The following is a 19,355-nucleotide window of genomic DNA, read 5'->3' as shown; positions in this document are numbered from 1 at the left end:
AAACACACACAACCCACAACCAACACCACACCCACCCCAACAAAGGGACAGACACAATGCCAGCCAACGAATCATGCGCGATTACACAAAATTTAAGATGCTCGCGTCCACTATGCAGTTCTCAAACAACAACCCCAACACACACCACCCACACCCCCGCAACCCAGCCAGACCCTTACGATCCAACCAAACCACAGACCCCTTCTCACAGGAGAACAGTGCAGGCAATCATGCCCAGGAAAACCAGAAACCCCACAAACCCAACCCCCGAAAGGATCAGACTCCTGTTGCTTCAGGACCCAACAGTGTGCCAAAGGATGAAACCAACACCACCAACCACGCCTTTCCACAACCCACCCCCACACATCCCCGCACTACACGAGAACACACAAGAACAAGCCCGTACTCAACACAATCAACAGCACCAGCCACCACAATTTCGTTGATATTCCACCCATGAGCACCCACCGCAGAACAAACGCCTGCGCAATGGGCATACTCCTGACAACCCCCACACCCCAACAACGGGATGAACAGAAAGTTGTAGGCGCTCCTTAGAAAGGAGGTGATCCAGCCGCACCTTCCGGTACGGCTACCTTGTTACGACTTAGTCCCAATCGCCGGTCCCACCTTCGACGGCTCCCCCCCAAAAGGGTTAGGCCACCGGCTTCGGGTGTTACCAACTTTCGTGACTTGACGGGCGGTGTGTACAAGGCCCGGGAACGTATTCACCGCAGCGTTGCTGATCTGCGATTACTAGCGACTCCGACTTCATGAGGTCGAGTTGCAGACCTCAATCCGAACTGAGACCGGCTTTTTGGGATTAGCTCCACCTCACAGCATCGCAACCCTTTGTACCGGCCATTGTAGCATGCGTGAAGCCCAAGACATAAGGGGCATGATGATTTGACGTCGTCCCCACCTTCCTCCGAGTTGACCCCGGCAGTCTCCCATGAGTCCCCGGCATAACCCGCTGGCAACATGGAACGAGGGTTGCGCTCGTTGCGGGACTTAACCCAACATCTCACGACACGAGCTGACGACAACCATGCACCACCTGTAAACCGGCCACAAGTGGCCGACACATCTCTGCGCCGTTCCGGTTCATGTCAAGCCTTGGTAAGGTTCTTCGCGTTGCATCGAATTAATCCGCATGCTCCGCCGCTTGTGCGGGCCCCCGTCAATTCCTTTGAGTTTTAGCCTTGCGGCCGTACTCCCCAGGCGGGGCACTTAATGCGTTAGCTACGGCGCGGAAAACGTGGAATGTCCCCCACACCTAGTGCCCAACGTTTACGGCATGGACTACCAGGGTATCTAATCCTGTTCGCTCCCCATGCTTTCGCTCCTCAGCGTCAGTTAATGCCCAGAGACCTGCCTTCGCCATCGGTGTTCCTCCTGATATCTGCGCATTTCACCGCTACACCAGGAATTCCAGTCTCCCCTACATCACTCAAGTCTGCCCGTACCCACCGCAGATCCGGGGTTAAGCCCCGGACTTTCACGGCAGACGCGACAAACCGCCTACGAGCTCTTTACGCCCAATAATTCCGGATAACGCTTGCGCCCTACGTATTACCGCGGCTGCTGGCACGTAGTTAGCCGGCGCTTCTTCTGCAGGTACCGTCACTTTCGCTTCTTCCCTACTGAAAGAGGTTTACAACCCGAAGGCCTTCATCCCTCACGCGGCGTCGCTGCATCAGGCTTGCGCCCATTGTGCAATATTCCCCACTGCTGCCTCCCGTAGGAGTCTGGGCCGTGTCTCAGTCCCAGTGTGGCCGTCCACCCTCTCAGGCCGGCTACCCGTCGTCGCCTTGGTAGGCCATTACCCCACCAACAAGCTGATAGGCCGCGAGTCCATCCAAAACCACAAAAGCTTTCCACCAACCACCATGCGATAGTCGGTCGTATCCAGTATTAGACCCAGTTTCCCAGGCTTATCCCAGAGTCAAGGGCAGGTTACTCACGTGTTACTCACCCGTTCGCCACTAATCCCCCCAGCAAGCTGAGGATCATCGTTCGACTTGCATGTGTTAAGCACGCCGCCAGCGTTCATCCTGAGCCAGGATCAAACTCTCCGTAAAAAACTACGAACACAACACCAACCCCCGGAAAAAGAAGGCCAATGCTGCACAAAATTCGAAACCAGCCAAAAAACCAGCCACCCCACGAGGTGAGATGACCAGCAAATCAACCAATCAAAAAACAATCGGTATCAACAAACATGGCACACTATTGAGTTCTCAAACAACAGAAGCAATTCACATACTCTGCAAATTTATTTGCATTTCCGTGCTGCGGTATTCACAAATCTAATTCATCCGAATTACTTCTGTCAAATCCGCTATTTCGCTGAATTTGCCGGAATAAATCCGAATCCGCCCACCTAGAATCAACCGGAACTTCGGGCTACTGCGCTGAGCGCACGCCCGTGCCGTTGAGATTTAGGAGGGGTTGGTTGCCACTCATCGGCGGCAACTCAGAAGACATTACACGCCCGATCCGGGCCGCGCAAATCCTCCGCGCAACACTCGCTTGCTAGCTGACTTCGACGGTCGCCAGGGTCCGCTTTCCACGCCGGAGGAGCAGGTAGCGGCCGTGAAGCAACTGCTCCTTTCCCACCAACGTGTCAGCATCGGTGACCTTTTCGTTGTTGACGTACGCACCGCCGTCGGACACTGTCCGGCGGGCAGCAGAGTTGCTCGGGGCAAGCCCGCTCGCCACCAGAAGGTCGATGATCCCCAGGCCGCCGGCGTCGATCTTCGCGCTCGGCAGCTCAGCCGTTGCAGCGCGAAGGGTGGCTTCGTCCAGTCGGGACAAGTCTCCCTGCCCGAACAGCGCGGCCGACGCCGCTATGGCATTTTCTGTCGCCTCTACCCCGTGAACCAACGAGGTCACCTCGAAAGCCAGGGCGCGCTGAGCTTCCCGGAGATGCGGCCGGCTAGCCACTGCTTCTCCGAACTCCTCGATTTCGGCCCGCGACCGGAAGGTAAAGACCTTCATCCGGTCCAGGACGTCGGCATCGGATGCGTTGAGCCAGAACTGGTACATGGCGTATGGGGTTGTCATGGCTGGGTCCAGCCAGATGGCGTTGCCCTCACTCTTCCCGAACTTGGTGCCGTCGGAATTAGTGATGAGCGGCGTGCCGATCGCGTGGACGGTCTTTCCCTCCACCTTGCGAATCAGTTCGGTTCCGCTGGTCAGATTGCCCCATTGATCGGATCCACCCGTCTGCAGGACGCATCCATGGTCCCGGTGCAGGTGTAGGTAATCCATCCCCTGGAGGATCTGGTAGCTGAACTCCGCGTAGCTGATGCCCTCCTCGGAGTTGAGTCGGGACGCCACAATATCCTTCTTGATCATTGTTCCGACCCGGTAGTACTTGCCAACATCCCGAAGGAAGTCGACCACGCTCATGGGCGCGGTCCAGTCCAGGTTGTTGACCATCCGTGCGGCGTTGTCGCCTTCGAAGCTGAGGAACTTTTGCACCTGGCCTTGAAGGTAACCTACCCACTCGCCCACCGTTTCCTTGGTGTTCATGGTGCGCTCGGCGGAAGGTTTGGGGTCTCCGACCAGTCCAGTGGAACCTCCCACCAGGCCGATCGGTTTGTGGCCCGCTAACTGGAGGCGCCGCATGGTCAGCAGCTGCACAAGGTTGCCCAGGTGCAGGCTCGCAGCCGTGGGATCAAAGCCGCAGTAGTACGTGATGGGATTCCCGGCGAGCAACTTCTCCAACTCAACCTCGTCGGTGGAGACGTGAACCAGCCCCCGCCACTTCAACTCCTGCCAGAGGCTGTCGAAGGACTGGTCATTCTGCTGGGTCATCATGGAATTGTCAGGGGAATCGGTAGGTTGGCGCACAGCATTCAAAATATCAGCCCTCAATGCCCTCGGGTATTTCACCGGAGGAGATAAGACGCAGCCGCTGAGTGGGACGCGTCATCGCAACGTACAGATCACCGATCTGCACGTGTTCAGGCTTGAGCATCTCCGCCGGCTCCAGGACCATGACAGTGTCGAACTCAAGCCCTTTCGATTCACGTGGAGTGATGACCACGATGTCCTGCCCAGGGCCGCCAGCCCCGATCCCCACTCGTTCGCCATACACCTCGCGTACCGAGGAGCGCACCTCAGCCACCAGCCGGTCGGGAACAATGATGGCCAGCAGCCCGCCTCGCACCGTTTCCAGCTCGACGGGCAGCGCCTCCAACACCGCGGGAATGAGTTCCGGCACCCTGTCGATAACCGGGTCCCACTGACCCTCCCGGACAGCCTTGGGAGCAGACACAGCCAGTCCCGCCGCATTGGCCATCCGCACTGCAGCCTCGGCGATCTGCGCGGGTGTGCGGTAGTTGACCGTGAGCTCCTCAAGCTGCCAGCGTTCACCGACGAAGGGCTCCAGGGCCTGCCGCCAGGACCGCGATCCCGCGATGGAACTGGTCTGGGCAATGTCTCCCACAACGGTGAATGACTTCAGCGGGCACTTACGCATCAGCAGGCGCCACTGCATTGGCGAAAGCTCCTGCGCTTCATCCACCACTACATGCCCGTAGGCCCAGGTCCTGTCGCCGGTGGCCCTCTCCGCAGCAGTGAGCCGGACGTCAGTCACCATATTGTGGTCGGCGAGAGCCTCGGCGGTGAGCACACCGTCTACACCAGAGTCTTCCAGGGACGCGTTCATGTTCTCCAGCGCGCGTTCGGCGTTGGCGAGGTCCCGGCGTCGTTCCTGTTCCTTCTCCGCCATGCTCCTACCAGCTGTGGCGTCAAGGTCACCGAGCAGTTCCGCGGCTTCATCCAGCAGGGGGACGTCCGCTTCCGTCCAGGGGGCATCCTCCGCACGAAGAAGCAGTGCGCGCTCGGCTTCGGTGAGCTGCGGAGCCGCTGCCTCCAACTGAGCCGGTTTGCTGTACAGGTCGCGGAGGAGCTTCTCCGGTGTCATTGGCATCCAGGCGAGGTTGAGCGCAACCCGGACATCGCGGGCGGACCGCACGTCTTCAGCAAGGTAGGAGCGGTCCGCTGTGTTGCCCATCCCCGAGGATTCCTCAAGAAGCTCGGTCAGCTGTTCGGTCAGCTCGCGGAGCATGATCTTCACGAAGGTGGTGCGGGCCTCGTTGTGCGGCTTGCCGGTGGCGCGTGCACGGTCGCGGGCGCGGCGCACCTGCCTCGGCGTCAGCGTAAGGAAGCTTCCCTCGACATTCAGACGGCGATCCTCAGCGGGTATGCGCTGGCGGTTGGCTACCGCGCGTGCGACGACGTCGACCATGTCCAGGCGTCCCTTCACGGCCGCGACGTCATCGCGCGGCTCGGGGGCGGCGTGGATGCCCGGCATCAGGCTGCCGATACTCGCCATGACGACGCCGGTCTCGCCGAGGGAGGGAAGAACCCGTTCGATGTACCGCATGAACGCATCAGTTGGCCCGACGAGCAGGACGCCCGCAGACTTCAGCCGCTCCCGGTGCGTGTACAACAGGTAGGCCGCGCGGTGGAGCGCCACGGCGGTCTTGCCGGTGCCTGGACCGCCCTGCACGACGACGACGCCGGGCAGTGACGCGCGGATGATGCGGTCCTGTTCGGACTGGATGGTGCCGACGATGTCGGACATCTGCCCCGTGCGGCGCGAATTCAGGGCGGCGAGCAGCGCACCCTCGCCCTGGAGAGAAGAGTCAACGAGCATGGCAGCGTCCAGTACGTCATCCTCGATCGCAACGACATCCCGCTTGGACAGCATCAGATGACGGCGCCGCCTCACCCCCATGCGCTCAAAAGCCGTGGCCTGATAGAACGTGCCGGCTTCCGGCGCACGCCAGTCAACCATGAGCTGCTGAAGGTCCTTGGTGGAGAGCCCGATGCGGCCAATGTAGCGTTCATCGCCGTTGTCGAGATCCAGGCGCCCGAACACCAGGCGGTCATCCACAGCATTCAACTGCGCCAGCCGGTCCTCATACATGGTGGCGAACGCATCACGCTCGGAACGGTTCTGGTGCGAACCGGCCGCGACCGTCCGCCGGACCTGATCAAGCTGGTCCTGTTTCTCTGCCCGTAGTTCGTCGAGCCGCTGGTACAAGCCGGCTACGTAGTTGCGCTCATGTTCCAGCTCGGTGTTGGCTGAAGACAGTTCAGGCATTGTGCGTTTCCCTCTCGCCAAGGCGGACCGTCAATTCTATCCCCCACGCATCGTTTTTCCATGATCGCCGCCGCCAGGCGGCGATTGGGTCCTCAACCGTCCGGTCGAAGGCCGTCCGCCGGTGCGCGGACGCGGGCTTTCGCCGCCCGGTAGACGGAGACCGTTGGCTCCCCGGCGAGCCAGTACCGCCATGGGTAGGAATCTGTTCCTCCGGGTCCGCTGACGCCCACCCTGGGCCCGCGGGCTACCTTTGCTGCATCGACCGGGTGCTCCGGGAGCGTGAGCAGGAGCCGGCCACCGAAAAGGTCGGCGCCGTCCAGGCTGCGGTCGATACCCAGCGCCTGTGCCAGGCGTGCCGGGCCGCGCGCGAGGTCCCGGTCCGAGCGCGGATTCGCCCGCCGTCGTCGTGCTGTGTCCAGCCCACCGGTCACTACCCCTGCACGCAGCAGCAGCCCCGTTGCGTCACCCGGGACACCGCACACCACGTTGGCGCAGTAGTGCATGCCGTAGGTGAAATAGACGTACAGGTGGCCGGCGGCACCGAACATCGTGGCATTACGGGCGGTCTGGCCGCGGAAGGCGTGGGAGCCCGGATCTTCCGATCCCATGTAAGCCTCCACCTCGGTGACGCGGACCGTGACCGACTCCGTGCCGTCGTCGTGCGTCAGGCTCGCCCCAAGGAGAAGCGGTGCGACGTCGATTGCAGGCTTGGCCAGGCGGCTACGGTCGTGTGCGGGGTCCACGCCCCTGACCGTATCAAGCGGCGCCGGAACCGCCACACGCGAACCCACGCCGATGTCCGATTTCCGCTAGCAGTGAGCTGCGTGAGCCTGCGAGGATGGGTGGCATGGACTTCTGGCAGCGCTACCGGGCAATCGATTCACGGGACACCCGGTTCGACGGTCAGTTCGTGACGGCCGTGGCCACAACGCGGATCTACTGCCGGCCGTCGTGCCCTGCTCGAACCCCCAAACCTTCGAACGTGACGTTCTACCCGACCTCCGCAGCCGCCCACGAAGCAGGCTACCGCGCTTGTAAACGCTGCCTGCCCGAAGCGGTTCCCGGAACCCCCGAATGGAACATACGCTCCGACGTCGCGGCCCGTGCAATGCGCCTCATCGCGGACGGTGAGATCGACCGGAGCGGCGTCCCTGGACTTGCGCAGCGCCTTGGCTACTCGACGCGGCAGCTTGGCCGCATCCTGACCCAGGAGCTCGGCGCCGGGCCGCTGGCCCTGGCGCGTGCCTGCCGGGCTCAGACGGCGCGCGCGCTCCTGACAGCAACGGACATGCAGTTCTCCGACGTCGCCTTCGCCTCGGGATTCAACAGCATCCGGCAGTTCAACGAAACTGTCCAGGAGGTCTATGACCTCTCCCCCACGCAGTTGCGCGAGCGCAGCCGCGACCTCACCCATGCCTCCCGCGAAGAAGGCGCTCCGACATCGCTTTCCCTTTCACTGCCCTTGCGCACACCGTACGACGACGGCGTCTTCACCTTCCTGAAAGCGCGTGCGGTTGTCGGGGTGGAACAGGCGGAAGACAACAGCTATGCACGGTTGGTGCGGCTTTCCGGAGGCGAGGGTTGGTTCCGGGCACGGCGCGGCCTTGGTGGGCTGGACGTTTCGGTGACGGTTGAGAAGCTCAAGGACCTTCCCGCCCTGCTCTCGCGCATCCGCCGCCTGTTCGACCTCGACGCCGATCCGCAAGCCATCGACGCCGTCCTTCGCGCCGACACGGTCATGGCCAGGAGAGTGCAGCAGCATCCGGGCCTACGGCTGCCCGGGGCTGTAGACGCGGCGGAAATACTGATCCGGGCGATGATCGGGCAGCAGATCACAGTGGCTGCAGCCACCTCCACCCTCAACCGGCTCAGCGTCCTCGGTGCACCCTCGCTCCTGAACCGGCCCGGTCAGGAGCGGCTCTTTCCCACGCCGGCGGCTATCGTTGAAGGCGCCGGTACGCTCCTGAGGGGACCGGCACGGCGAACGGCGAGTGTTGTCGCGGTGGCGGAGGCCCTTGCCGACGGCAGCCTGTCACTCGGCGTCGAGGACAGTCCGGCGGAATTGGCGGAGAAGCTGCTTCCGCTGCCCGGGATCGGGCCTTGGACAGTGCGGTACGTGGCCATGCGCGTTCTCGGAGCAACGGACATACACCTCGACAACGATTCCGCAGTGCGGGCAGGGTGGCTGAGGCTTACCGGAGCTCCGGCTGCGGAGCGGCCGCCAACGGCCTGGTTTGAACAGTTCAGTCCATGGCGTTCCTACGCGACCATGCACCTCTGGCGAATCGCCGCCGAAAAGACAGCAACACGATCCCAGCGCACGCCCGCCAGGAAGGCACTTGCATCATGACCACGCGTACGGCAACCATCACCACGCCAGACGGCCCGTTCACCATCATCGAACGCGATGGATCGGTGCTCGCCTCCGGGTGGACCGCCGAGATCACCGAACTCACCACGCAGATCCACCCCACACTGAGGGATGCGGACATCCAAGCCGCACCCTCGCTCGGCAGCGTCACTGATGCCGTGGAGGCATATTACGACGGCGACCTCACCGCCATTGAGTCGGTGACGGTTCACCAGCTCTCCGGACCATTCCGTGCCCACGCGTGGGATGTCCTGCGCACCGTTGCTCCGGGACGTCCCGTCACCTACTCCGAATATGCGCGGCTTTCCGGTAGACCTGCAGCGATCCGCGCGGCGGCCGGAGCCTGTGCACAGAATGCGGCCGCGTTGTTTGTCCCGTGCCATCGGGTGATTCGGACCGACGGCAGCCTGGGCGGTTTCCGCTGGGGCCTTGAAGTGAAAACGAGCCTGCTGGATAGGGAAAGGACCAGCCAGCCTGCTATTCGCTAGCCTTTGGTCGCCCCGTAGAACTCCTCCAGCGCATGAAGTTTCCTCGCACTGAGATGGGGTTGGTCGCCGTCCAAGGCGACCGCCACTGCGTCAAGATGGACATGCCACTGGGCAAGCAGCCTGGGCGCCTCTGCGGGATCCTCGACGACGTGGCGCACCGTCAGGAGCGTGGAACCGCCGTCGACCGTCAAATCGACCTCCGCCTGTTCCACTCTCGGCTGCTGTTCCGGCTCAGCCGTCAACGCGTCCTTCACCTGCAGCAGCCGCGCAGCCAGCCGGCGTTCGAAGCGAACCATGGTGACGCCTTCATCGTCTTCCATGAATCCCATGGTGTTCGAGACGCCGAACTCAGCGGAGTAGGCGTCCCGTAGCGCTGCCCAGTCATTCCCCGGGCCCGGCTCCCGGCCTGCCGCGACGCCGTCGAGCGCCTCCAGGATCTGCTGCCACCCCGCGGCGCCCTCTGTGATGAAGTCTGCGGTCTCGGACCGCGCCCTCAACTGGAGCAGGGTGCCTCCTCCGCTCTCCAGGACCCGCCATTCGAGGATGGATTCCAGTCCGAGCCCGTCTTCCCAGCTGAGCTGCAGGCTGGTTGGTGCGTTCAACTGGAGGACAATTCCGGTGCTCGCTCCAGCGCCCATGTTGAGGGAGTACTCCTTGCCCAGCTCCCACGCCGACTCCAGTTCACCGAGCCAGAGGCGTACTTTGACGGGATCGGTGAGCAAGTTCCAGATGTAGGAGCGCGGGTAATCGAACTGCCGGTCAAAGGCCAGCACGTAACCGTCGCTCAGACGCTCAATGCGTCCAACGGGAGTGACCACCGCAGTATGGGTTTGGGCGTCAGACTTCATTGTCGGCTCCTTGGCTCGCTTGATCCCAACCTAGCGCAGGCACGCCTTCGGGGTAAGAGCCGCTACCGGATGCACCGGCCCTCAGCGGGGAGGAGCGACGGCGGCCGGCCACGGGAGCAGGGTGGGAAGGTCAACGGCGTCGGCTGCGGCGGTGGCGTTCAGCCCTCCCATCGGCTTCCTCCCGGCAAGCCAGGCCGCGATGTCCTGCAGCAGGCCCGTCACGACGACGGTGCGGGCAACTGCCGCGCGGCCGTTGGACACGGTGCGCGGCTGCTCCCCCAGTGGCTGCAGCTTCAGCGCAAGGCCGTCCGGTACGCGCGCGGCGAGGAAGCTGAAGAGGTACTGGCAGAACGCACTGTCCCAGTCCAGCGACGTCCGGCTGGTACCGAGATCTGAGGCGTGGATGACCAGCTCGCGCCAGAACGCGAGCGCCCCGTCGCGTACGGTGCCGTCGCGGTAGGCGATGCCGGCGTCCCAATCATCATCCGGGATGCCGGCGAATGCCTGCACCGTGTTCGCCACGGAGTCAGTCAGCGATTCGAGCTGCACCTCGGACGGTCTTTGGGCACGGATCTTGATATCCCGCATGCGGCCCTCTGCGCCGTCGTCGTAAAACTCGATACGCTCACCCCGCGCTGCATACTCGACCTGCCGCTGCATGGCCCGGGCTACGCCCTCAACGTGCGCGACGACGTAGGCCCGGTTCCAGTCCGGCAGGACCGACGGCGCCGCGAGGCCGGCATCGTCAAGCCCCGCAGCGGCGGCGAGAAGCTCCCGCCCGGCGGCGGCAAGCCGCTCCGGAAGGTTTCCGGGCAGATGGGTTTCAACTGTGTTCACGGAGCGTCCTTGCATCAATGGGAGCAGTTTCCCCGAGGATACCGTTAAGCCGATTCAGGCCTTAACCGCGCAGACGGTCCCGGACCGGCTCCAGTTCGCTGCGCAGGGCTTCGAGCTGCCGACGCACCGCTAGCGGTGCCGTCCCGCCCTGCGCGTCCCGGCTGGCAAGCGACCCTTCCACCGTTAGAACCTCCCGCACACCGGGGGTGAGATGCCCGGAGATGCCCGCGTAGTCCCCGTCACTCAGGTCCCACAACTCGACACCCCGGCTTTCGGCCAGCTTGACCGCAGCTCCCGAGAGTTCATGCGCTTCCCGGAAAGGCACGCCCTGGCGGACCAGCCACTCGGCCACGTCCGTGGCGAGCGCGAAACCGAGAGGTGCAAGGGATGCCATCCGCCCGGTGTTGAACGTCAGCGTGGCAATCATTCCCGACACTGCGGGAAGCAGGACTTCGAGGGTGTCGACGGCGTCGAACACCGGCTCCTTGTCCTCCTGCAGGTCGCGGTTGTAGGCAAGCGGCAAGCCCTTCAGCGTTGCCAGCAGGCCGGTGAGATTCCCGATCAGGCGCCCCGCTTTGCCCCTGGCCAGTTCAGCGACGTCCGGGTTTTTCTTCTGCGGCATGATCGAAGAACCGGTGGAGAAGGAATCATGCAGGGTCACAAAGGAAAACTCCTTGGTTGCCCAGATGATGATTTCTTCGCTGATCCGCGAGAGATCGACGCCAATCATCGACGCCACCCAGGCAAACTCGGCGTAGACATCCCGTGCTGCGGTTCCATCGATCGAGTTGTGCGTCGCTGAATCGAACCCAAGCTCTGCAGCGACCGCCTCCGGGTCCAGGCCCAGCGAGGATCCCGCGAGCGCCCCGGATCCGTAGGGAGACACAGCAGCGCGGCGGTCCCAGTCCTGCAGCCGCTGCACATCACGCAGCAAAGCCCAGGCATGGGCAAGCAGGTGATGGCTCAGCAGAACCGGCTGAGCGTGCTGGAGATGGGTGCGTCCCGGCATCGGAACCTCGAGGTGCTCCTCAGCCTGCGCAATGAGCGCATCGATGGTCGCCAGCACACCGCCCGCGATGATCCACGCGTGCTCCCGCAGATACATCCGACCCAGTGTTGCCACCTGGTCATTGCGGGAACGCCCTGCGCGGAGCTTGCCTCCGAGCGCGGCTCCGGCCCGCTCGATCAACCCCCGCTCGAGGGAACCGTGTACATCCTCATCCGATTCCGCAGGCACGTACGCGCCGGTACGGACGTCGTCGTCGAGCTGGTCCAGGGCCGCGAGCATGCCCTGGAGTTCGCGGTCATCGAGCAGTCCCGCGCGGTGCAGCACCCTGGCGTGGGCCCGTGAACCGGCGATGTCGTGCCGGGCAAGCCTCCAGTCGAAGTGTGTCGACTTGCTCAGCGCGGCAAGGGCATCAGCGGGGCCGCCGGAGAACCGGCCGCCCCACAGCGAACCCTCGTTGGTAGCGGGAGTGTTGGACATGTTGCTAACTTCCCGCCCGCTGATCGCGACCCGAGGCCACCTTCGAGGAAAGGCCGAAGATCTCAATGAAGCCGCGCGCCATCGACTGGTCGAAAGTATCGCCGGTGTCGTAGGTGGCGAGGTTGAAGTCGTAGAGGCCGACGTCGGAGCGGCGTCCGGTGACCGTAGCCCGCCCGCCGTGCAGGTCCATGCGGATGTCGCCGGTGACGTAGCGCTGGGTGTCGTCGATGAAGGTTTCCAGCGAACGCTTGAGCGGCGAGAACCACTGGCCGTCATACACCAGCTCGGTCCAGCGCTGGTCCACGGTCTTCTTGAAACGTGCCTGCTCGCGCTCGATCGTCACGTTTTCGAGTTCGCGGTGCGCGGCAATGAGTGCCATGGCACCCGGTGCCTCGTAGATCTCGCGGCTCTTGATGCCCACCAGGCGGTCCTCGACGATATCGATACGTCCCACGCCCTGCGCACCTGCGCGGCGGTTCAGTTCCTCGATCGCCTGCAGCGGGGTGACGGGGTGGCCGTCGATCGCGACGGGGATGCCCTCCTTGAAGCTGATGGTCACCTCGTCAGAGGCGGGCGAGAATTCCGGTGAGTCTGTGTAGTCGTAGACGTCCTTGGTGGGCCCGTTCCAGATGTCCTCAAGGAATCCGGTCTCGACAGCCCGTCCCCAGACGTTCTGGTCAATGGAGAAGGGGTTCTTCTTGGTGGTCTCGATGGGAAGGCCCTTTTCCTCGGCGAAGGCAATGGCCTTGTCACGGGTGAGAGCCAGGTCGCGGACGGGCGCCACGCACTTCAGGTCGGGGCCAAGCGTCTGGATTCCGACCTCGAAGCGGACCTGGTCATTGCCCTTGCCCGTGCAGCCGTGCGCCACCGTGGTGGCGCCGAATTCGCGGGCCGCGGCGACCAGGTGTTTGACGATCACGGGGCGCGAGATGGCCGAGACCAGCGGATACGCGTCCATGTACAGTGCGTTGGCCTTCAGCGTGGGCATGCAGTATTCGTTCGCGAATTCGTCGCGGGCGTCTGCCACATACGCTTCCACCGCACCGCAGCCGAGCGCGCGCTGACGGATGGTTTCAAGGGACTCCCCGCCCTGTCCGACGTCGACGGCGACAGCCACCACTTCAGCTCCGGTCGCTTCGGCGATCCAGCCGATCGCCACCGAGGTATCCAGTCCGCCCGAGTAGGCAAGAACGATGCGTTCAGTCACTTCTGTAGCTCCTCTATGTTTTGGTACACGTTTGGTATGAGTTTCTTCGAATGGTTGTAGTTCAGGATGCAGCTTCGTGGGCGAACTGCAGGAACCGGGCGGCGACGTCGGCGCCTCCGGCCGGTGCGCGGGTGACCAGGAGGATGGTGTCGTCACCGGCAATCGTCCCAAGGATCGAGGGCATCACCGAATGGTCGATCGCGAGGGCGAGGAAATTGGCTGCACCAGGCGGCGTCCGCAGGACAACGAGGTTGCCTGACGCCTCAGCCGTCACGAGAAGCTCTCCGCACAACCGGGACAATCTGCTGTCGAGAATCTCCTGGGACACGCCACTCTGGGGCGCGCGCCCGCCGCCCTCGCCCGGTACCGCGTAAATCAGGGCGCCGTCCTTGCCCCGCACACGAACGGCACCAAGTTCGACGAGATCCCGCGAGAGGGTTGCCTGCGTCACCTGCACACCGGCGTCGGCCAACAGGTCAGCGAGCTCCGCCTGCGAGCGCACCGACTCAGCAGTCAGCAACGCCGTGATGCGTGCCTGGCGCTGTGTCTTCGTTGTCGGCTGACCCGTCGGCTGGGGCACCGGCGCGTTCGTCACGATCGCTCCATGAGCCAGACCATCAGGGCCTTCTGCGCGTGCAGCCTGTTCTCTGCCTCATCCCAGACAAGCGACTGCGGTCCGTCCAGCACCCCAGCGGAAATCTCGTAGCCGCGGTATGCAGGCAGGCAATGCAGGACGACGGCGTCATCCACAGCGCGTGCCATCAAGGCCTCGTCCACGGCATAGGGCCGGAAGAGCTCGAACCGTGCCGCCTTCGCGGCGTCGTCCTCGACTTCCTGGCCCATGGACAGCCAGGTGTCTGTGGCAACGACGTCGGCGCCTGCCACCGCTTCGGTCGCTTCAGTGGTCACCAGCACGGAACCGCCGGTCTCGGCGGCACGCTTGGTGGCGGCGTCGACCACCGACTTTGGGGGCAGGTACCCCTGCGGGCCAGCGATACGGACGTGCATCCCCGCTGTGACGCCCGCGAGCAGGTAGGAGTTGGCCATGTTGTTGGCGGAGTCCCCCAGGTAGGTGAGGGTAAGGCCCGCCAGGCTGCCTTTGTGCTCCCGGATGGTCAGCAGGTCCGCGAGGAGCTGGCACGGGTGGTAGTCATCGGAGAGGGCGTTGATGACCGGAACCCGCGAGGCTGCAGCCATCTCCTCGAGGCCCGCCTGTGCGTAGGTCCGCCAGACGATCGTTGACACCATCCGGTCGAGCACCTTCGCGGTGTCGGTAACGGATTCCTTGTGGCCGAGCTGGGATTCACCGGCGCCGATGATCAGCGGCACACCGCCAAGGTCGGCGATGCCCGTTGCGAAGGAAACACGGGTGCGGGTGGAGGTCTTGTCGAAGATGACAGCGACGGTCTTACGTCCCGTTCCCTGTCCACCCTCGCCCGCGTAGACGGCGCTTGAATACGGCGCCTTCTTGAGCTCGAGCGCGAGGTCGAGGACCTCGTTCTGTTCAGCCTGGGTCAGGTCGGTGTCAACGAGGAAGTGGCGGGTCATGCTGAGGCCTCCCGGGCTGTGGAAAGGATTGCGGGCAGGGCGTCGAGGAAGCTTTGGGCTTCCTTAAGTGTGAGGATAAGCGGCGGCGCCAACCGTAAGGTCTTCGGAGTGGGGGCGTTGATGATGAAACCCTTCGCCAGCGCTGCCTGAACGGCGGCAGCGGCGTGTTCGCCGTCGAGGTCAAACCCGATCAGCAGGCCGGCCCCCCGAACCTCGGTGACGCCGTCGAGGTCGGCAATCCGCTCGCGGAGGAAGCCGCCGACGTCGTTCGCGTTCTCCAGGACCTCACCGGCCTCAAGCGCGTGCAGGGTCGCCAGGGCGGCTGCGGTGGCTACCGGGTTGCCGCCGAAGGTGGTGCCATGCTGCCCGGCAGTCAGCAGGCCGGAGACCTCAGGGCCGTAGGTGATGAGTGCCCCGACGGGGAAACCTCCGCCCAGTCCCTTGGCGAGGGTCATGGCGTCCGGAGTGATACCGCTGTCCTGGTGCGCGAACCAGCGGCCAGTACGTCCGACACCGGTCTGCACCTCGTCGAGGATGAGCAGCGCGCCTGCCCTGGTGGTAAGTTCCCGGGCCTTCCGCAGGTATTCGGCACTCAGCGGACGGACGCCCGCCTCACCCTGGATGGGTTCGAGCACGACGGCGGCAACGGTCTCATCCACGGCTGCCTCCAGTGCGTCCAAATCACCGAATGGAAGGTGCTCGACACCACCGGGAAGGGGCTGGAAGGGTTCGCGGTAGGCCTGCTTGAAGGTGAGCGCGAGGGCGCCCATAGTGCGGCCGTGGAAACCTCCCTCCAGGGCAAGGATGCGCGTTCGGTTTGTTCCATCCTGGGGCGACGTGCTGTTTCGGCGGGCGAGCTTGAAGGCGGCCTCGACGGCCTCGGTCCCCGAATTTGCGAAGAACACTTTGGAGCCCTCACCGGCGCCTGCCAGCTGGAGAAGCCGCTCCGCAAGGGCGATCTGCGTGGGGCTCGTAAAGAAGTTCGAGACGTGACCCAGCGTGGCCAGCTGGGAGGAGATCACCGAGGTCACGAAGGGGTGGGCATGACCGAGCGCATTGACCGCGATGCCCCCCAGCAGGTCCAGGTACTGTTTGCCGTCGGCGTCCCACACCAGGCAGCCGGCGCCGCGGACGAGCACCCGTTGCGGCGCTCCAAACACCCCGAGCACCGAGTTTGAGTACCGACGGAGCCATTCCCCGCCATGTGCGGCTCCGACCAGGCCCGCGGCCGTGCTGGAGGAAGCTACCCCTTCGGCATTGACTAGCTCCGAGCTCATTCGGTCACCTCCTCGTCCGGCACAATCTGCGTGCCGATACCTGCAGCCGTGAAGATTTCGAGCAGCATCGAATGCGGGAGGCGCCCGTCCACAATGTGGGCGCGCTCGACTCCCCCGTCGACAGCCTTAAGGCACGCCGCCATCTTCGGGATCATGCCGGCTTGGAGGCCGGGCAGCATTTCACGCAGCTCACTCGCGGTGAGCGAGGAGATGAGGCTCCCCGATTCAGGCCAGTTCGAGTACAGGCCCTCGACATCAGTCAGAATGACCAGCTTCGAGGCATGCAGCGCCTCGGCGAGCGCTGCGGCTGCGGTGTCGGCGTTGACGTTGAGGACCTGGTTGGTGCCCGCGCCGTCGTCGTCGATCTCCGGGGCCACGGTGGAAATTACCGGGATGCGCCCCGCTTCAAGGATGTCGAGGATGGCCGACGGGTTGACGCCGACAACCTCGCCGACAAGACCCAGGTCAACTTCTTCACCGTTGACGACCGTACCTGTGCGGATAGCCCGCAGCAGGCCGCCGTCTTCACCCGACAGCCCGACGGCGTAAGGCCCGTGCGAATTGATCAGTCCGACAAGTTCGCGGCCCACCTGCCCGGTGAGCACCATCCGCACTACGTCCATGGCTTCCGGGGTGGTTACCCGCAGGCCGCCCTTGAATTCTGACGCGATGCCCAGCCGGTCCAGCATGCTGTTGATCTGCGGGCCCCCGCCATGCACCACAACCGGAAGAATCCCGGCGTGGTGGAGGAACACGATGTCCTCCGCGAAAGCTCGGCGAAGGTCCTCATTCACCATGGCGTTTCCGCCGTACTTGATGACCATGGCCGTGCCGGCGAACCGCTGGATCCACGGCAGTGCCTCGATCAGGGTTGCCGCTTTGTCCTGAGCGGTGTCGAGAGTATTCATGGAGCCCTTCGCCTCAGCTGGAGTACGCCGAATTTTCGTGCACATAGTCGTGGGTGAGGTCATTGGTCCAGATGGTCGCGGATTTGGAACCGGCGTTGAGGTTGATCCGCACGGTGACCAGGCGGTCCGTCAGATCCACCAGGTCGCGTGAGTCACCGATCCCACCGTTGCGGCAGATCTGGATTCCGTTCATCGCGACGTCGAGGCGGTCCGGTTCGAAGGCTGCATCGGTTGTACCGACCGCAGCGAGCACGCGGCCCCAGTTCGGGTCGTTTCCGAAGATCGCTACCTTGAAGAGGTTTGACCGGGCCACAGAACGGCTGACCGTCTCGGCGTCGTCCTCTGTTGCAGCGTTGACGGTTCGGATGGCAATGGTGTGGCTGGCCCCCTCTGCATCTTCAATGAGCTGGTGGGCCAGGGAGGAGCAAACGCCGGTCAGGGCTTCTGCGAACTGGGCGGGATCAGGCCGGACACCGCTGGCACCGGAGCACAGCAAGACGACGGTGTCGTTGGTGGACATACAGCCGTCCGAATCCGCGCGGTCGAAGGTAACGCGGGTTGCCGCCCGAAGGGCCGCATCAAGCGTTGCCGGGTCAACCAGGGCGTCAGTGGTGAGCACCACAAGCATGGTCGCCAACCCTGGCGCCAGCATGCCCGCGCCCTTGGCCATGCCCCCGATGGCGTACCCCTCGCTCGGCTCATCCGGCGAGGAAGGATAAGTTGCAGTCTTGGACACCGAGTCGGTGGTCATGATCGCTTCAGCAGCAGAGACCCCGCCACCGTCGGAGAGGTGCTTGACCGCCTCGGCGACGCCCGGAAGCAGCTTGTCCATGGGAAGCTGCTCACCGATGAGCCCCGTGGAACACACGAAGACGTCGGTCGCGGAGAGGCTGAGTGCCTCGGCCGTGAATTCGGCGGTCTTGTGCGTGTTCTGGAACCCTTCCGGGCCGGTGCAGGCGTTGGCACCGCCGGAGTTGAGCACGACGGCGTCGACGCGTCCATCCGTGATGACCTGGCGCGACCAGTGCACGGGAGCGGCTGCTACGCGGTTCGAGGTGAAGACCGCCGCGGCGTGGTGCAGCGGACCGTCATTGACGACGACTGCGACATCCCTGGCACCCGTCGATTTGAGGCCCGCGGCAACGCCTGCCGCGCGGAAACCGCTTGGTTCTGTGACGCTCACGGCGCTACTCCTGATCCTGTGAGGCCCGCGGTCTCAGGCAGACCGAGGGCGATGTTCATGGACTGCACGGCGCCGCCGGCAGTTCCCTTGGTGAGGTTGTCGATGACGCAGGTAACAATGACGCGGCCCGCATGGCCGTCGAAGGCGACCTGCATCTGCGCAGCGTTGGAACCCACCACCGACTTCGTTGCCGGCCACTGCCCCTCGGGCAGCAGCGTGACGAACGGTTCGTCGTCGTACGCTCGCTCCCAGGCCTCCCGAAGCTCGCCGGCAGTTGTCCCGGGAATGACGCGGGCTGTCGCCGTGGTCAGAATTCCACGGGACATCGGTGCGAGTGTGGGTGTGAAGGACACCTGTACGGGGCCTCCAGCCGCCCAGGCGAGGCCCTGCTCTATCTCCGGGGTGTGCCTGTGCCCGCCGCCGACTCCGTAGGGTGTCATCCCGCCCATCATCTCCGAGCCGAGCAGGTGTTGTTTCAGCGACTTTCCTGCTCCGGAGGCGCCGGAAGCAGAGACTATGACGACGTCGTCGTGCTCCAGCAGGCCAGCCGAGAAACCCGGGGTCAGGGCAAGCAGCGCGCTAGTCGGGTAGCAGCCGGGAACCGCTATCCGACGCGCGCCGCGCAGCGCGTCCCGCTGGCCGGGCAGCTCGGGTAGCCCATAAGGCCAGGTGCCGGCGTGGGCCGAACCGTAGAAGCGTTCCCAGGCGCCGGCGTCCTGCAGCCGGTGGTCGGCACCCGCGTCGATCACGAGGGTGCTGTCGGGAAGCTGTGCGGCGAGCTCCGCACTTGCACCGTGCGGCAGCGCGAGGAAGACGACGTCGTGTCCCCCAAGACTCTCGACGCTCGTTTCTTCGAGGATGCGGTTGGAGAGTGCGTGAAGGTGTGGCTGAAGCTCCCCCAGCCGATTGCCTGCACTGCTGTGCGCAGTGATGGCACCGATGGTCACCCCTGGGTGATTGGACAGCAGGCGCAGGACTTCGCCGCCGGCGTAGCCGCTGGCTCCGGATACCGCTACTGAAATGCTCATGCCTTCATCGTACAGTAAACCTATTCACTGGATCACATAATTATTCATTGGAG

At 63.9% G+C, this 19,355-nt stretch carries 15 protein-coding genes and 1 rRNA gene; 2 read left to right on the top strand and 14 right to left on the bottom strand.

The window, feature by feature from the left end; all coding sequences use genetic code 11:
- Window positions 1-558 precede the first annotated feature (558 nt).
- The 4 genes from ACWA1U_RS10495 to ACWA1U_RS10480 form a co-directional block, all read right to left on the bottom strand.
- Window positions 559-2,081 (bottom strand): 16S ribosomal RNA (locus ACWA1U_RS10495).
- A 454-nt stretch (window positions 2,082-2,535) separates the two neighbouring features.
- Window positions 2,536-3,822 (bottom strand): tyrosine--tRNA ligase, encoded by a 1,287-nt coding sequence (tyrS, locus tag ACWA1U_RS10490; protein WP_463722133.1) that lies wholly within the window; start codon window positions 3,820-3,822, stop codon window positions 2,536-2,538.
- Window positions 3,823-3,871: 49 nt separating this feature from the next.
- Window positions 3,872-6,121, bottom strand: coding sequence for a HelD family protein (locus tag ACWA1U_RS10485; RefSeq protein WP_463722132.1), 2,250 nt, complete (start codon window positions 6,119-6,121; stop codon window positions 3,872-3,874).
- A gap of 92 nt (window positions 6,122-6,213) precedes the next feature.
- Window positions 6,214-6,864: a DNA-3-methyladenine glycosylase gene (locus tag ACWA1U_RS10480; protein ID WP_463722131.1), complete on the bottom strand. Its 651-nt coding sequence runs from the start codon at window positions 6,862-6,864 to the stop codon at window positions 6,214-6,216.
- Between the two features lie 104 nt (window positions 6,865-6,968).
- Between ACWA1U_RS10480 and ACWA1U_RS10475 the strand changes: the two genes are divergently transcribed.
- Both ACWA1U_RS10475 and ACWA1U_RS10470 read left to right on the top strand, forming a co-directional pair.
- Complete coding sequence (locus tag ACWA1U_RS10475) at window positions 6,969-8,471, top strand: AlkA N-terminal domain-containing protein (protein WP_463722130.1); 1,503 nt, start codon at window positions 6,969-6,971, stop codon at window positions 8,469-8,471.
- The gene (locus ACWA1U_RS10470) at window positions 8,468-8,980 is read left to right on the top strand and encodes a methylated-DNA--[protein]-cysteine S-methyltransferase (protein ID WP_463722129.1); all 513 of its coding nucleotides are present in this window, start codon (window positions 8,468-8,470) and stop codon (window positions 8,978-8,980) included. Before ACWA1U_RS10475 ends, ACWA1U_RS10470 begins: the two co-directional genes overlap by 4 nt.
- Here ACWA1U_RS10470 and ACWA1U_RS10465 read toward each other — a convergent pair.
- The 10 genes from ACWA1U_RS10465 to argC all read right to left on the bottom strand — a co-directional run bounded on the left by ACWA1U_RS10465 (window position 8,977) and on the right by argC (window position 19,302).
- Entirely contained in the window at window positions 8,977-9,828 is an 852-nt protein-coding gene (locus ACWA1U_RS10465) for an SRPBCC domain-containing protein (protein ID WP_463722128.1), read from the bottom strand. The genes ACWA1U_RS10470 and ACWA1U_RS10465 overlap by 4 nt on opposite strands.
- Window positions 9,829-9,909: 81 nt before the next feature.
- A complete protein-coding gene (locus ACWA1U_RS10460) occupies window positions 9,910-10,665 on the bottom strand; it encodes a maleylpyruvate isomerase family mycothiol-dependent enzyme (protein ID WP_463722127.1) in 756 nt (251 codons plus the stop codon).
- A gap of 61 nt (window positions 10,666-10,726) precedes the next feature.
- A complete protein-coding gene (gene argH / locus ACWA1U_RS10455; RefSeq protein ID WP_463722126.1) occupies window positions 10,727-12,151 on the bottom strand; it encodes an argininosuccinate lyase in 1,425 nt (474 codons plus the stop codon).
- Window positions 12,152-12,155: 4 nt separating this feature from the next.
- Window positions 12,156-13,358: an argininosuccinate synthase gene (locus ACWA1U_RS10450; RefSeq protein ID WP_463722125.1), complete on the bottom strand. Its 1,203-nt coding sequence runs from the start codon at window positions 13,356-13,358 to the stop codon at window positions 12,156-12,158.
- A gap of 61 nt (window positions 13,359-13,419) precedes the next feature.
- Entirely contained in the window at window positions 13,420-13,956 is a 537-nt protein-coding gene (locus tag ACWA1U_RS10445) for an arginine repressor (RefSeq protein ID WP_463725016.1), read from the bottom strand.
- The gene (argF, locus tag ACWA1U_RS10440; protein ID WP_463722124.1) at window positions 13,950-14,906 is read right to left on the bottom strand and encodes an ornithine carbamoyltransferase; all 957 of its coding nucleotides are present in this window, start codon (window positions 14,904-14,906) and stop codon (window positions 13,950-13,952) included. Before argF ends, ACWA1U_RS10445 begins: the two co-directional genes overlap by 7 nt.
- A complete protein-coding gene (locus tag ACWA1U_RS10435) occupies window positions 14,903-16,183 on the bottom strand; it encodes an acetylornithine transaminase (RefSeq protein ID WP_463722123.1) in 1,281 nt (426 codons plus the stop codon). The genes argF and ACWA1U_RS10435 overlap by 4 nt, the downstream gene beginning before the upstream one ends.
- Window positions 16,180-17,091 carry an acetylglutamate kinase gene (argB, locus tag ACWA1U_RS10430; protein ID WP_463722122.1) on the bottom strand — a complete coding sequence of 304 codons (912 nt, stop codon included), beginning with the start codon at window positions 17,089-17,091 and terminating at the stop codon, window positions 16,180-16,182. Before argB ends, ACWA1U_RS10435 begins: the two co-directional genes overlap by 4 nt.
- A gap of 13 nt (window positions 17,092-17,104) precedes the next feature.
- Entirely contained in the window at window positions 17,105-18,274 is a 1,170-nt protein-coding gene (gene argJ / locus ACWA1U_RS10425; RefSeq protein ID WP_463722121.1) for a bifunctional glutamate N-acetyltransferase/amino-acid acetyltransferase ArgJ, read from the bottom strand.
- Complete coding sequence (gene argC, locus ACWA1U_RS10420) at window positions 18,271-19,302, bottom strand: N-acetyl-gamma-glutamyl-phosphate reductase (RefSeq protein WP_463722120.1); 1,032 nt, start codon at window positions 19,300-19,302, stop codon at window positions 18,271-18,273. The genes argJ and argC overlap by 4 nt, the downstream gene beginning before the upstream one ends.
- Between the last annotated feature and the right edge of the window lie 53 nt (window positions 19,303-19,355).

It is taken from the genome of Arthrobacter sp. TRD_SC_6 (assembly GCF_055361185.1).
The sequence above is the reverse complement of the archived record's forward strand: the minus strand, read 5'-3'. Positions and strand labels throughout refer to the sequence as shown.

What these genes read in the sequence shown, in the direction of transcription:
- tyrS (WP_463722133.1), bottom strand. Translation starts at nt 3,822, where the DNA reads ATGACCCAGCAGAATGACCAGTCCTTCGACAGCCTCTGGCAGGAGTTG.
- ACWA1U_RS10485 (WP_463722132.1), bottom strand. Translation starts at nt 6,121, where the DNA reads ATGCCTGAACTGTCTTCAGCCAACACCGAGCTGGAACATGAGCGCAAC.
- ACWA1U_RS10475 (WP_463722130.1), top strand. Translation starts at nt 6,969, where the DNA reads ATGGACTTCTGGCAGCGCTACCGGGCAATCGATTCACGGGACACCCGG.
- ACWA1U_RS10470 (WP_463722129.1), top strand. Translation starts at nt 8,468, where the DNA reads ATGACCACGCGTACGGCAACCATCACCACGCCAGACGGCCCGTTCACC.
- ACWA1U_RS10465 (WP_463722128.1), bottom strand. Translation starts at nt 9,828, where the DNA reads ATGAAGTCTGACGCCCAAACCCATACTGCGGTGGTCACTCCCGTTGGA.
- argH (WP_463722126.1), bottom strand. Translation starts at nt 12,151, where the DNA reads ATGTCCAACACTCCCGCTACCAACGAGGGTTCGCTGTGGGGCGGCCGG.
- argF (WP_463722124.1), bottom strand. Translation starts at nt 14,906, where the DNA reads ATGACCCGCCACTTCCTCGTTGACACCGACCTGACCCAGGCTGAACAG.
- ACWA1U_RS10435 (WP_463722123.1), bottom strand. Translation starts at nt 16,183, where the DNA reads ATGAGCTCGGAGCTAGTCAATGCCGAAGGGGTAGCTTCCTCCAGCACG.
- argB (WP_463722122.1), bottom strand. Translation starts at nt 17,091, where the DNA reads ATGAATACTCTCGACACCGCTCAGGACAAAGCGGCAACCCTGATCGAG.
- argC (WP_463722120.1), bottom strand. Translation starts at nt 19,302, where the DNA reads ATGAGCATTTCAGTAGCGGTATCCGGAGCCAGCGGCTACGCCGGCGGC.